This window comes from Kitasatospora sp. NPDC034023 (assembly GCF_055575795.1).
In genome coordinates, this window is record NZ_JBVIRY010000006.1 from 55,985 (window position 1) to 68,440 (window position 12,456).

The 12,456-nt window shown below is 71.8% G+C and carries 15 protein-coding genes and 1 tRNA gene; 11 read left to right on the forward strand and 5 right to left on the reverse strand.

Annotated elements, in window-relative coordinates; translation table 11 throughout:
• Positions 1-167 precede the first annotated feature (167 nt).
• Together ACZ52R_RS11320 and ACZ52R_RS11325 are read right to left on the reverse strand one after the other, a co-directional pair.
• Positions 168-734 carry a hypothetical protein gene (locus ACZ52R_RS11320; protein WP_465753360.1) on the reverse strand — a complete coding sequence of 189 codons (567 nt, stop codon included), beginning with the start codon at positions 732-734 and terminating at the stop codon, positions 168-170.
• A 13-nt stretch (positions 735-747) separates the two neighbouring features.
• The gene (locus ACZ52R_RS11325) at positions 748-1,176 is read right to left on the reverse strand and encodes an ATP-binding protein (protein ID WP_465753361.1); all 429 of its coding nucleotides are present in this window, start codon (positions 1,174-1,176) and stop codon (positions 748-750) included.
• Positions 1,177-1,413: 237 nt separating this feature from the next.
• On the opposite strand from ACZ52R_RS11325, the gene ACZ52R_RS11330 reads away from it, so the two are divergent.
• From ACZ52R_RS11330 to ACZ52R_RS11345, 4 genes are all read left to right on the forward strand, one after another.
• Positions 1,414-1,875: a DUF5753 domain-containing protein gene (locus ACZ52R_RS11330; RefSeq protein ID WP_465662546.1), complete on the forward strand. Its 462-nt coding sequence runs from the start codon at positions 1,414-1,416 to the stop codon at positions 1,873-1,875.
• Positions 1,832-1,969, forward strand: coding sequence for a DUF397 domain-containing protein (locus tag ACZ52R_RS11335; RefSeq protein ID WP_465662683.1), 138 nt, complete (start codon positions 1,832-1,834; stop codon positions 1,967-1,969). The genes ACZ52R_RS11330 and ACZ52R_RS11335 overlap by 44 nt, the downstream gene beginning before the upstream one ends.
• A gap of 20 nt (positions 1,970-1,989) precedes the next feature.
• The gene (locus ACZ52R_RS11340) at positions 1,990-2,184 is read left to right on the forward strand and encodes a DUF397 domain-containing protein (protein ID WP_465662548.1); all 195 of its coding nucleotides are present in this window, start codon (positions 1,990-1,992) and stop codon (positions 2,182-2,184) included.
• A 142-nt stretch (positions 2,185-2,326) separates the two neighbouring features.
• Positions 2,327-2,410 (forward strand) — tRNA-Leu (locus ACZ52R_RS11345).
• Positions 2,411-3,104: 694 nt separating this feature from the next.
• Here the strand turns inward: ACZ52R_RS11345 and ACZ52R_RS11350 are convergent.
• Entirely contained in the window at positions 3,105-3,389 is a 285-nt protein-coding gene (locus ACZ52R_RS11350; protein WP_465662550.1) for a hypothetical protein, read from the reverse strand.
• Here ACZ52R_RS11350 and ACZ52R_RS11355 point away from each other — a divergent pair.
• From ACZ52R_RS11355 to ACZ52R_RS11365, 3 genes are read left to right on the forward strand one after another with little or no spacing between them, the layout of a single operon-like run.
• Entirely contained in the window at positions 3,382-3,504 is a 123-nt protein-coding gene (locus ACZ52R_RS11355; RefSeq protein WP_465623016.1) for a hypothetical protein, read from the forward strand. The two genes, ACZ52R_RS11350 and ACZ52R_RS11355, sit on opposite strands and share 8 nt — an antisense overlap.
• A gap of 4 nt (positions 3,505-3,508) precedes the next feature.
• Positions 3,509-5,308, forward strand: coding sequence for a DEAD/DEAH box helicase (locus ACZ52R_RS11360; protein WP_465662552.1), 1,800 nt, complete (start codon positions 3,509-3,511; stop codon positions 5,306-5,308).
• 2 nt (positions 5,309-5,310) lie between these two features.
• Positions 5,311-5,865, forward strand: a complete 555-nt coding sequence (locus tag ACZ52R_RS11365; RefSeq protein ID WP_465623019.1) for a hypothetical protein — start codon at positions 5,311-5,313, stop codon at positions 5,863-5,865.
• A 39-nt stretch (positions 5,866-5,904) separates the two neighbouring features.
• Here the strand turns inward: ACZ52R_RS11365 and ACZ52R_RS11370 are convergent, their stop codons facing one another.
• The gene (locus ACZ52R_RS11370; RefSeq protein ID WP_465662554.1) at positions 5,905-6,375 is read right to left on the reverse strand and encodes a hypothetical protein; all 471 of its coding nucleotides are present in this window, start codon (positions 6,373-6,375) and stop codon (positions 5,905-5,907) included.
• A 118-nt stretch (positions 6,376-6,493) separates the two neighbouring features.
• On the reverse strand, positions 6,494-7,540 hold the full coding sequence (locus tag ACZ52R_RS11375) for a DUF3048 domain-containing protein (protein ID WP_465753362.1): 1,047 nt from the start codon (positions 7,538-7,540) through the stop codon (positions 6,494-6,496).
• 178 nt (positions 7,541-7,718) lie between these two features.
• On the opposite strand from ACZ52R_RS11375, the gene ACZ52R_RS11380 reads away from it, so the two are divergent.
• The 4 genes from ACZ52R_RS11380 to ACZ52R_RS11395 all read left to right on the forward strand — a co-directional run bounded on the left by ACZ52R_RS11380 (position 7,719) and on the right by ACZ52R_RS11395 (position 12,446).
• Positions 7,719-8,984 carry a sensor histidine kinase gene (locus ACZ52R_RS11380; protein WP_465753363.1) on the forward strand — a complete coding sequence of 422 codons (1,266 nt, stop codon included), beginning with the start codon at positions 7,719-7,721 and terminating at the stop codon, positions 8,982-8,984.
• Complete coding sequence (locus tag ACZ52R_RS11385) at positions 8,981-9,655, forward strand: response regulator transcription factor (protein ID WP_465623027.1); 675 nt, start codon at positions 8,981-8,983, stop codon at positions 9,653-9,655. The genes ACZ52R_RS11380 and ACZ52R_RS11385 overlap by 4 nt, the downstream gene beginning before the upstream one ends.
• 223 nt (positions 9,656-9,878) lie before the next feature.
• Positions 9,879-11,126 (forward strand): 3-phosphoshikimate 1-carboxyvinyltransferase, encoded by a 1,248-nt coding sequence (aroA, locus tag ACZ52R_RS11390; RefSeq protein WP_465662562.1) that lies wholly within the window; start codon positions 9,879-9,881, stop codon positions 11,124-11,126.
• Between the two features lie 186 nt (positions 11,127-11,312).
• Complete coding sequence (locus ACZ52R_RS11395; RefSeq protein ID WP_465662564.1) at positions 11,313-12,446, forward strand: serine hydrolase domain-containing protein; 1,134 nt, start codon at positions 11,313-11,315, stop codon at positions 12,444-12,446.
• Positions 12,447-12,456 lie beyond the last annotated feature (10 nt).

Genomic DNA, 12,456 nt, shown 5'->3' on the forward strand with positions numbered 1-12,456 from the left:
GGGGTTCAGAACGCCGCCGGCGGGCGGAGGGTGAGGTCGGTGACGGCGTCCCAGCGCTCGGCGGTCTCGCGGTCGGTGGGGACGCGGATGTCGCGCGGGCGGTCGTCGCGGAACACGGTGAAGGCCTCAAGTAGCCGGCGGCAAACGTGTGTTGGGCATCCAGTAGATCACCCGACGGTGGCCTTCCGGGCCTGGTTCCGGCAGTGGGCGAGGGCGAGTTTGATGCGGAAGTCGGGGCTGGGGGCGGCGGCGAGGAGTTCGCCGGCGGTGATGAGGGTGGTCCAGTAGGTGGTGGGGTCGCCGGTGCGGGGCATGGGGTGGGCGGCGGCGAGGGAGAGGTAGGCGGTGGTGAGGTTGCCGGTGGTGAACCAGCGGTCCAGGCCGTGCTGGTGGCCGGGGCGGATGCCGCCCATGGCGTCGATGGCGACCAGGAAGAGGTCGATGACGGCGCGGTCGGTGTCGGTGAGGGTGACGGGGATGTCGAAGACGCCGAGGGCTTCGAGGAGTTCTCCGGTGTCGGCCTCGGAGTTGGGGCGGGGGTTGGCGAGGAGGGAGTGGTAGCAGTCGTTGAGGCGGCGGGTGGTCTCGGCGAGGGGGATGTCGAGGGCGAGGCAGACGGCCCGGGCGGAGGGCAGGGGTTCGTTGCTGCGGCGGGCGAGGCGGGCGTAGACCTCGGCGGGGGCGGTGCCCTGGGCGAGGGCGTGCCGGGCGAGCGAGGCGAGGGGCGGCTGCATCGGCGGCACTCCTTCAGACGGTGGCGAAGGAGAAGGAGGGCGCGACCAGCGCCCAGACGAACTTGCCGATGCCGCCCGAACGCGGGCAGCAACCCCAGCGCTCGGCCAGCTCGTTGACGAGGAACAGGCCGCGTCCGTGCTCGTCGTCGAGGGTGGGGGAGTTGAGGGCGGGGCGTCCGGTGCCGGCGTCGTGGACCTCGATGCGCAGGCGGCTGCCGACGAGGGCGAAGCGGACCTCGATGAGACGGTCGGCGGGCGCGTCGGAGTGCTGGACGGCGTTCGCGAACAGTTCGCCGAGGAGGAGTTCGGCGACGTCGCAGTAGCGGTCGCCGGCGGGGAGCGCGGCGAGGTAGGCGCGCAGGAGGTGGCGGGCGACCGGGGTCGAGTCCGTGCGGGAGTCCAGACGCGCGGCGAACGTGCGGGGGCGGCGGGTAGCGAGCATGGCGAAGCACCTCGGGGGCGGAATGGGGGCGTACGAAAGGCGCGCAATCACGCTATGCATGCACATGATTGCGTTCCGGTGACAATCATCGAGGCTGCAGAGGTACGGTGACGCCAGATCGACGTGCGGGACGTGCGGAGCACAACTGGGGGCAGTCATGGCACAGCGGAAAACCAAGCGAGGGACGACGGCGAGCTCCGCGATCATGTTCCTCGACCGACGGCTTCCGCTCCGTTGTTGCTGGTCGTTCTCGATGAGAGCGCCATCCGTACGGTCGTGGGCGGGCCGAGCGTGATGCGGCGTCAGATGGAGCACCTGCTGCGGGTGGCCCAGCTCCCGAACATCGTCATTCACGTGGCGCCGTTTGCGAATCGGCGGACGCTCATCAACACGGCTATGGTGTTGCTGGAGCTGCCGGACGGACAGTACTCCGTCTACTCGGAGAGTCTCGATCGAGGGCATCTGAGCGATGCTCCTGCCACCGTGGCCAAGTACCAGCGTCGATATGATCAGCTCCGGGCCGAATGTCTGTCAGAGAGCGACTCGCTTCGGCTGATCGCCGAGGCGCTGGAGGGTTTCAGAGATGATGAGCAACGAGCTCGCCGCGGCCGCCTGGCGGAAGAGCAGCTTCAGCGGAAACAACGGCGGGGACTGCATCGAGGTAGCCCCCGGATTCCCCGGCCTCGTCCCTGTCCGTGACTCCAAGGACCCGCATGGTCCGGCCCTCGTCTTCCCGGCCGCTGCTTGGGAAGCCTTCGTGGCGGCCGTCCGTGAGGGCGACTTTCCGGCGTAAGGCTCACCAAGGAGTTGGCAATGCTGGTCTGGCGGAAGAGCAGCTACAGCGGCACCAACGGCGGCAACTGCATCGAGGTAGCCCCCGGATTCCAAGGCCTCGTCCCCGTCCGTGACTCCAAGGACCCGCACGGCCCGGTCCTTACCTTCCCTGACTCCTCCTGGGGGGCCTTCATCGAGGCGGTTCAGGCAGGCGACTTCCCGGTCGACTGCTGACCCGGACTCCAAGCGGCGCCGGCCCGGATCGCCGCACCGCTCGCGTCCGGCGGGCAAGGCCGGACGGCGGGCGAGCAGGCGTCGCCCGGAGGTGGTCAGAAGCACCCCTTGAGATGGTCTATGCTTAACCCATCACCCAGATGCGCGGGTGGCGGAATAGGCAGACGCGCTGGATTCAGGTTCCAGTGCCCGAAAGGGCGTGGGGGTTCAACTCCCCCCTCGCGCACAATGAAACACCGACGAAAAGGTGCTTCTCACAGCGACGAAAGTTGCTGAGGGAGGCACCTTTTCTCGTTGGGTTGCTGCTGGTTCGTCAGCGGTGCGGGTCGGCGTTCGCGGTCGTGAGCATGCACTTCGAGGTCGTGATCTCGTGCTTCCTGCGTGACGGGACGCCGGGCGGGCGGCCATGTCGGCCAGTTCCGTGCGGAGGGCGAGTCCGAGCCGGCGGTGATCACGTGTCGAGGCGGCGACCGGCGGAGCAGGCGATCAGCAGCACCGTCACGGCCAGAACGGCTACGACATCCGCTTTCCGTATGCTGTTGTGACGCAGCGCATGGAATATCCCGAGCGGCAAGAATCCGATGGGTACGCCGAGGGATTGTCCGGGACGTAACCATTGGCCCTGTAGGGTCACTCTTCTCTGCCTCTCCGTGCAAACTCGCCGAATTCCGCCCCACTGACCCGGGTGAATTCTTCTCCTCCCATTCGGAAGATATGCGGGAAGGGCGTTCAGGTCGCTGAATCGGCAGGCCGAAAGAGCCGCCTGCACGGGGTGGCCAGCGGGGTGCTCTGCCGCTCCCGACGCGCACCAGGCCACTCACCCGCCAGGCCACCCGCCAGGACGGGTTCCGGGAGCAGGCGCACCGGCGGGGGCGGCCGGCCCCCGTGTCCCGCCTCCGTGGCACGGAATTCCCGCGAGGTCAAACACCGGGTTCAGGAATTGACAGGGCACTTGGCGGCATGCCTTCCCCCGGACCGTAATGAATCATCGGCCCGGCCACACCTGCAAAAATTGACAGAACGCTGGGCGGCATGCCCTCGACCGCGCCGGAAAATCGCCGACTGTTATCGGTCGACAGGGAATTGACACCCGCCTGACGGTTGTTTACGGTTCCGCTCGTCAGGTTTTCCGAACCGCATCCGAAGGTATTCATGACTGCATCCGCGTTGCCGAAGTTCGTCGGTGCGAACTGGAACATGCTCATCGCGCTCCTCGGCGCGGCTGGCCTGATGCCGGCCCTGCGCCCGGAGCGCAAGCCCGCGGCTGCCGGGGCCGATGCCCGGCCCGTCCGCGAGGGCCACGACGTGGGCACCCGCTGACGCCATGGGAACCAGGCAGAAACTCCCCGAGACGCGGTCGGACAGCCAGGCCACCTACCTGCCCGACCGGCACATGTTCGCCCTGTGGACCTGGGCCGACGGCGCCGTGGGGGCGGCCCCGCCGGTCGGCGACGTCGAGACCGTTCCCCTGGCTGTGCCGACGCCGGACCTCGGCAGGCTCAAGGTGTCCGACGTCGACTGCGTGCTGATCGAGCCGGACCGGCTCCTGACCGTGCCCCTCGACTCGCCAGGCCGGTCGGTGAAGGCCTGGCGGTCGTGGATCGCGGGCGGCGAGTCGGCCCTTCCGGTCGCCGCGCACGCGGTCCCCGACACCACAGGCGTCGCGGTGACGACGGCAGAGCACGCGGGCGGCGTCTTCCGCCGCACCACCTCGGTGGGGGCCGAGATGCGCACGGCGCTCACCGCCGAGCTGAGGCCCTACCAGGTGCGCGGGGTGAGCTGGCTGCGCGAGACCATCGAGACGCACGGCGGCGCGGTGCTGGCCGACGAGATGGGACTGGGTAAGACCCTGCAGGCCATCGGTTGTATCGCCGGACGCGCCGAGAGGGCGCCGCAACTGGTGGTCTGCCCCACGTCGTTGGTGGGGAACTGGGCGCACGAGATCGCGCGGTTCGCACCCGGACTGCGGACCACGACCTGGCGCGGCGGGCCGCTGCCCGAGGTGGACAGCGGCACGGTGGTGCTCACCGGCTACCCCACGCTGCGCACGCACGGCCCGGCCCTGGCGGGGATCCAGTGGAGCACCGCGGTCTTCGACGAGGCGCAGGTCCTGAAGAACCCCCGTACGCAGGTGTCGAAGGCCGCGCGCACCATCGCGGCCGACGCACGGATCGCCCTGACCGGAACGCCCGTCGAGAATCACCTCGACGAGCTGTGGGCGCTGCTCAATCTGGTCGCACCGCAGCTGTTCGCGAACCGGACGCAGTTCCGCCGTCGCTTCGTGCGGCCGATCGCGGACGGCTCCCCGGCCGCTTCGGCCCGGTTGCGCGGGGCCGTCGAGCCGGTCGTGCTGATGCGGAAGAAGTCCCAGGTCGCAGGGTCACTCCCAGCCAAGATCCACGCCGATCTCATCTGCGACCTCAGCGAGGAGCAGGAGCAGTTGTACGACCGGTTGCTGGACCAGGTCATCGACGACGGATTCGGCAGCGGCGCCCAGCGGCAGACCCGGGTGCTCGCGGTCCTGACGTCGCTCAAGCAGGTCTGCAACCATCCGGGCCTGATCACGGACGACCTCGGTGAGCTGTCGGGCAGGTCGGGCAAGCTCGACCTGTGCGCCGACATCGTGGCCAACAACCTGGAGAGCGACTCGCCGACCCTCGTCTTCACCCAGTACCGGCAGACCGGTGAGCTGCTGGTCCGGCACTTCGCCGAACAGTTCGGGGTGAGTGCGCCGTTCTTCCACGGTGGCCTGAACCAGGAGCAGCGGGCCGACATCGTCCGCCGGTTCCAGTCGGACGACGGTCCGAAGGTGCTCGTCCTCAGCCTGAAAGCAGGGGGCACCGGGCTCACGCTTACGCGCGCGGCCGACGTCATCCACTTCGACCGGTGGTGGAACCCGGCCGTGGAGGCCCAGGCGTCCGACCGGGTCCACCGGATCGGTCAGACCCGCCCGGTCACCGTCACCACCCTGACCACCGGTACCACTGTCGAGGAGCACATCGCGGCCATGCACGACCGCAAGTCCGCGCTGTCGGACATCGCCGACACGTCCGGCGTCGCCGAGCTGGCCCGACTTGACGACGACCGTCTCATCGAGGTCCTGCGCCGGAAGCGAGTCAACTGACCATGGCCGACCACGACTACGGTTACACGAAGTGGGGCAAGGACTGGGTCCGGTTCGCCGAGTCGTTGCGCCAGACCCGTCCTGATCCCCAGCTGCCGAGCGCACGCCGCACGGCACGCGACGGGAAGGTCCGGATCACGTTCGACGACCGGACCGTGCGTGCCGTCGTGCACCGAGGTCGCGGCACCTCGGTGGTCACGATCGAGGTCGCGCCGATGTCCCCGGAGGCGGCGGCCGAGATCTCCCGTCAGCTGAGCGGCATCCAGCCCCTGCTCACCGACGACCTGTACCGCGCGCTCGCCGACGCGGGCCATCCGCCCGCGCCGGCCCTCGACAGCGTCGACTGCTCCTGCCCGTCCGCCACCCCGCGGTGCGTCCATGAGCTGTCCGTCTACTACGACATGGCGCGGCGCATCGACGACGATCCCCGCATCGCTCTAGACGTGCAGGGCTTCTTCCGCGCTTCGGCGGGCGGCGGCCGGGCGCCCACCGAAGCGCAGCGCTGGATCGCGCTCAACTCCCTTGATCCGGCCGCCTACTTCACGGCGGCCGATTGACCCGGCCGGCCTGAGGGCGACCTGCCGGTGAGCCGGCGTTCAGCGCCAGGGTGGGCGCCGGAGTCTGGTGAGGAGTCCCGGGCGGATGGCCAGGAAGCCGGCGAGGGCGGCCGCGGTGCCGACGGCTTCGGCGATCGCGGTGGCGGTCTTCTTCGGGTACCAGGCCGGCTCGTACATGTTCGGCAGCGGGCCGAGCGTGCCCACGTCGACGTGGCTGTACAGGAGGACGGCGCCGAGCGCGGAGGCCGACACGAGGAAGGCGAACGCCCACACCGCGCGCCGGCGGGCGGCGAGCAGGAGGAGCAGCGCGGCCAGGCAGGCCACGGCGGCTTCGGCCCGGAACAGCGTGCCCTGGGAGATGTCCGCGCCGTACGGGTCGTAGTCGGGGGCGAGCTCGGCGTGGATGGCGGCGTCGACGGCGAGCGCCGCGACCGCCAGGGCCTTGAGCAGCCAGACGGTCAGCACCCGGGGGCTGAGGGCGGTGCGGCGGGGGAGCGGGGAGATGGCCATGGTCGGCTCCTGTTACTGCTCGGTCGGCTGCTCGGTGGGCTGCTCCTGTGCTGCTCGGTCGGCTGCTCGGCGTGCTGCTCGGTGTGGCGGCGGGCGGGGAGTGCCGCCGTGTGCACGGTCACGGCACCAGCACCACCAGCACGGGCCCGGTGGCGAAGGGCACGGCGGCGCCGTCGGGCAGGGTGAACGACGTGCCCGCCGCAGGGTCCGGCCGGCTCCACCGCACGCTCCACACCCGGCCGTCGCGCAGCACCTCGGCCGTCCCGGAGCCGGTGGTGCGGGTGAACACCTCGTTGTCGGGGTGCCCGGCGTTGAAGTCGGTGAACAGGCCGGGAACGATGCCGACGTGCTGGGCGACGACGGTCGCGGTGCCGGACCAGGCCGGGCGGCCGTCCACGGCGACGTCGTACGCGCCGCCGTCGAAGCGCACGCCGATCGACGCGGCGGGCAGGTGCCAGGTCATGGCGGCGAGTTGGCTGCCCCCGGCGGGCGCGGCACCGAACGTGAAGCCGGGGGAGCGGGCGGGCACCGACGGGTGCGCGGTGAGGATCCGGTGCGGGTCGATGAAGGTGGGGTCGACGGCGCGGTCGGTGAACACGGCCGGGTCGGTGAACGGGGTGACGTTGCGCAGGTCGGCCGCGCCGAGGAGCGGGATGAGCCCGCTGATGGCGCCGCTGTAGGCGAAGTCGAGGTGCCCGTACTGCTGGAGCAGCGGGATGTCGGTCTGCCGGGCGGAACGCACCGGGCCGACCAGGGCGGGCAGGTGGTTCGCGTCGTACACGGCGAGGAACCGGGACTGGCCGCCCTCGACCTCGATCCAGTACACGATGTCGGCCTCGGCGAGCCCCTGGTGGATCGCCTGTACCCGGGCGCCGACGTTGTCGATCTTCACGGCGAGGGTGTTGCCCGCCGTGCCGACGTTGTCCAGCGGGTTCGACGGCGGCGGGTTCGGCGGCTGCGTGGGTGAGGGCGGTGTGGGCGATGGCGTGGGTTGTGCGGGCGCGGGCTGGGTGGGCGCGGACTGTACGGGTTTGTGTCCCGGGCTGCCGCAGCCCTGGAGGGCGGCGAGCCCGGCGGCCGTCCCCGCCACCGCGAGCGCCAGCGTGACCTTCGCTCGGGCACGTGGGGCGTTCGCCGGTGCCCGGGTCGTGGTGCGGATCTTCACGGGGGCTTCCTTCCCGTGGGCGGGGCGGACTGCGAGCCCGCTCCCCGAAGCCGTCACTTACCGTTACGTACCGCAGTTCCGGATCGCTCAACCGGAGTTGCCCGAGCAGGTGTACGAGTTCGGGTGCTCCCTCGATCGGGGGAGGTCGGCGCCGGTGGGCACGGCAATACTGGCGACCATGATCAACGGAATCCGGCCGCTGCTGCGCGGCTCCACCTACACGGGTGTGCTGTTCGCCGTTCTCGGGGCGTTGGCGGGGTTGCCCCTGGCGCTCGTCGCGCTGGTACCCGCTGCCGGGATGCGGTCGGCTCCCTACGTGGTGCAGGCGGGGTCGGCGCTGCTGCTCTGGGCCGTGCTGATCGGGGTGACCGGGCTGGCCGGGGGCACGCGGCGGGTGCTGGTCCGGGTGGCACGGCGGCTGCTCGGTGTGGCGGTGCCGGATCCGGTGAAGGGGCCGCCGGGGGAGCGGTGGCGGACGCCGGTGTTCCTGGTGCTGCACGTGGTGTCGGGGTGGGTGGTGCTGTTCGGCGGCGGTGTGCTGCTGGTGATGGCGCTGTTCCTGCCCGGCCGGTACGCGGAGGGCAAGGCGCAGCTGAGCCTGTTCGGGTGGTCCAAGGACCTGACGGCCGGCTGGCGTTGGGTGGCGGCGGCGATCTTCCTGGCGCTGGCGCTGGTGCTGTTCATGGCGGTGTCGGGGGCGCTGCGGTGGCTGGCGCCGAGGCTGCTCGGGCCGTCGTCGGCGGAGCGGCTGGCGCTGGCCGCCGAGCGGGAGCGGGCGCTGGCCGAACGCAACCGGCTGGCCCACGAGTTGCACGACTCGATCGGGCACACCCTGACCGCCGCCACCATCCAGGCCGCCGTCGCGGGTGAGGTGCTCGCCGCCGACCCGGTGGCCGCCCGGGCCGCCATGCGCAGCATCGAGGAGTCGACCCGCGCGGCGCTGGAGGATCTGGACTACGTGCTGGGGGTGCTGAGGGAGGAAGACTCGGGCACCGCGCCGACCCGGACCCTCGCCGACCTGCCCGAGCTGCTGGACCGGCTGCGCCACGCGGGCGCGGTCGTGGAGACGCAGACCGTCGGCGACCCGGCCGCCGTGCACGGCACGCTCTCCCGCGCCGCGTACCGGATTGTCCAGGAGGGCCTGACCAACGCGCTGCGGCACGGGGCGGGCGGGCCGATCCGGCTCCGGGTGGCGGTGGCGGCGGACGGGCTGGAGTTGAGCGTCGTCAACGGGATCAAGGCCGGGCCGAGCGGCTTCCCGACCTCCGGCCACGGCCTGACCGGCCTCGCCGAGCGCGTCCGCCTGCTGCACGGCGAGTTCGAGGCCGGCCCGGACGGCAACGGCAACGGCAACGGCAACGGCGACGGCGACGGCGACGGCGACGGCGACGCCCCGCGGCGCTGGCGGCTGGCCGTTCGGCTGCCGCTACGGTTGGCGGCGTGAGCAGCCCGCAAGCCCCCGTCACCGTTCTGATCGCCGACGACGACCCCGTGACCCGCAGCGGGCTGAGCACCCTGTTGGGGGCTCAGCCGGGCCTCGCGGTGGTCGGGCAGGCGGCGGACGGGGTCGAGGTCGTCGAGCAGGTGCGGCGGCTGCGGCCGGACGTGGTGCTGATGGACGTGCGGATGCCGCGCCGCAACGGGATCGAGGCGACCCGCGCACTGCTCGACGACAGCGCCGACCCGCCGAAGGTCGTCGTGATCACCACCTTCGAGAACGACGACTACGTGACCGCCGCGCTCAGCGCCGGAGCGAGCGGCTTCGTGCTGAAGCGGCGGCCCGTCCCGCAGATCGCCGAGGCGGTGCGGGTCGCGGCGGCCGGGGAGGCGATTCTCTTCCCGGCCGCGCTGCGCCGGATGGTGGCCGCCCGCCCGCTGAACTCGGCCGAGGCGCTGCCCAGGGCGGCGCTGACCGGGCGGGAGGAGGAGGTGCTGCGGCTGATGGCGACCGGGTTGTCGAACCCGGAGATCGCGGAGTCGCTGGCGGTGAGCCTGGAGACGGCGAAGACGCACGTCGGGAACGTGCTGACCAAGCTCGGCGCGCAGAACCGGACCCATGCGGTGGTGATCGCGTACGAGTCCGGGCTGGTCGTGCCCGGCCTGCAGGGCGCGTGAGGCTCGGGCTCTGGGGGCGCTGCCGAGCCCACGGCGTCCGGCCGTCGTCGTCCGGCCGTGTCGTCCGGTCGTCGTCGTCCGGGCATCGTCGTCCGGTCGTCCTCCCCGTCGTCGTCCGGTCCGTGGATGGTCGGGAACGGCAGGGGGTCGGTGGGGCAGGATCGGGGCCGACGCCGCCGGACGCACCTCGGTCCGGACAACACCTGTGTGGGGAGAGCCTGCCGTGACTGCCGTAGAGATCCCGGGGTCCAAGTCCATCACCGCCCGGGCGCTGTTCCTGGCCGCCGCCGCCGACGGCGTGACCACCCTGCACCGGCCACTGGCCTCGGACGACACCGAAGGCTTCGCGCAGGGACTGGCCGCGCTCGGCTACGAGGTCGAGCGGGCGGCGGACCGGTGGCGGGTCACGGGACGGCCGGCCGGGCCCGCCGCCGAGGCGGCCGAGGTGTACTGCCGGGACGGCGCCACCACCGCGCGCTTCCTGCCCGCCCTCGCCGCCGCCGGCCACGGCACCTACCGCTTCGACGCCTCCGCCCAGATGCGCCGCCGCCCGGTCGCCCCGCTGACCCGGGCGCTGCGCGAGCTGGGCGTCGACCTGCGGCACGAGGAAGCCGAGGGGCACCACCCGCTCACCGTCGTCGCCGACGGCGTCCGCGGCGGCGAACTCACCCTGGACGCCGGGGAGTCCTCGCAGTACCTGACCGCACTGCTGCTGCTCGGCCCGCTCACCCGGGACGGGCTGCGGATCACCGTCACCCGGCTGGTCTCGGCCCCGTACATCGGCATCACCCTCGCGATGATGCGGGAGTTCGGGGTCGAGGTGAAGCGGGAGCGGACGCCGCGCGGCGAGGTGTTCGACGTGCCGTCCGGGGGCTACCGGGCCACCGGGTACGCCGTCGAGCCGGACGCCTCCACCGCGAGCTACTTCTTCGCCGCCGCGGCCCTCGCCGGCCGGGAGATCACCGTCCCCGGCCTCGGCCGAGGCGCCCTCCAGGGCGACCTGCGCTTCGTGGACGTGCTGCGGCGGATGGGCGTCCGGGTGGACATCGGGAGCGACCGGACGACGGTGACCGGCGACGGCACGCTCGACGGCCTCACCGTCAACATGCGGGACATCTCCGACACCATGCCCACCCTCGCGGCAATCGCGCCCTTCGCGTCCGGGTCGGTGCGGATCGAGGACGTCCACAACACCCGGGTCAAGGAGTGCGACCGGCTCGAGGCCTGCGCCGCCAACCTGCGCGCGATGGGCATCACGGTGGCGACCGGGGACGACTGGATCGAGATCCACCCCGGCACGCCCCGCCCGGTCGAGATCGCCACGCACGCCGACCACCGGATCGTGATGTCCTTCGCCGTCACCTCGCTGCGCACGCCCGGGATCACGTTCGACGACCCGGGGTGCGTGCGGAAGACCTTCCCGGGGTTCCACGAGGCCTTCGCGCGGCTGCGGACGGAGTGGGCGGTCTGAGCGGGCGGCCTGACCGGGCGGTCTGACCGGGCGCCGACGGGGCGGAGGGGCGGAGAGACGAGGGGGCTCGGGCGGGTCCACGGATGTGACCCGGATCACGCTTGAGGTTGACCCTGGGGCGGGGTGGAGGCTCATCGCAGCGGGCCCGGCACCGAGCCGGGCACCACGGATGCGAAGGAGAGCGCCATGTCCACCACCTCTTCCCACCAGGGCCAGGACCGTCCGGAGCTGCGGAAGACGATCGAGGAGATCGCCGCGTCCGGCTTCGTCGGGGTGCAGCTGCGGGTGAACGACGAACACGGCGAGTGGGCCGGCAGTGCCGGGGTGCGCGAACTGGGCCGGGACGCGGAGGCGTTGGCCGATGGGCACTTCCGCATCGGCAGCTCCACCAAGAGCTTCATCGCGACCACGGTGCTCATGCTGGTGGCCGAGGGCAGGATCGCCCTGGACGCTCCGGCCGCCGACCACCTGCCCGCGTTCGGGCTCGACCGGCGGATCACCGTACGGATGCTGCTGCAGCACGCCAGCGGGATCTTCAGCCACACCGGTGAACTCCTCGAGGACGGGACGGTCGTGCCGGGCGTCGCCTGGCGCGGCAGGGAATGGGTGGACCAGCGGTTCCGCGTTTACCCGCCCGAGGAGCTGGTCCGACTGTCGCTGTCCAAGCCGGCCCGGTTCGCGCCGGGCACGGGCTGGAGCTACTCCAACACCAACTACGTGCTGGCCCGGCTGGTGATCGAGGCGGTCACCGGCCGCACGTTCGCCGAGGAACTGCAGCGGCTGATCCTGGGGCCGCTGGGAATGACCGGCACCGTCGCACCCGGCACCTCGCCCGAGATCCCCGAGCCCCACAACCACGGCTACTACCGCTACGAGGAGGACGGGCAGGAGAAGACGGTCGACATCACCCGCCACAACCCCACCTGGGTCGCGGCCGGCGGCGACATGATCTCCACCACCCGGGACCTGCACACGTACTTCTCCGCGCTGATGGGCGGCAGGCTCCTGCCGACCGGGCAGCCGGTCGATCTGCTCGCCGAGATGCGCACCCCGGAGGCGACGGTCGGCTACGGCCTGGGCGTGTTCGCGCAGGACCTGGGCCCGGGCGTCGGCACCCTCTACCACCACCACGGCGCCACCATCGGCTCGGCGACGCTGATGTACGCCACCCCCGACGGCCGCACGACCCTGACCGCCGGGCTGAGCTACGTGGACGACGCCGACATGACCCTCGCGGCCGGGTTCCAGAACGTCCAACAGCGCCTCGTCGACGAGGTGTTCCGCGGCGGGCAGGCCGACCCGGCACGGCCGACGGGCTGAACACCCGCGC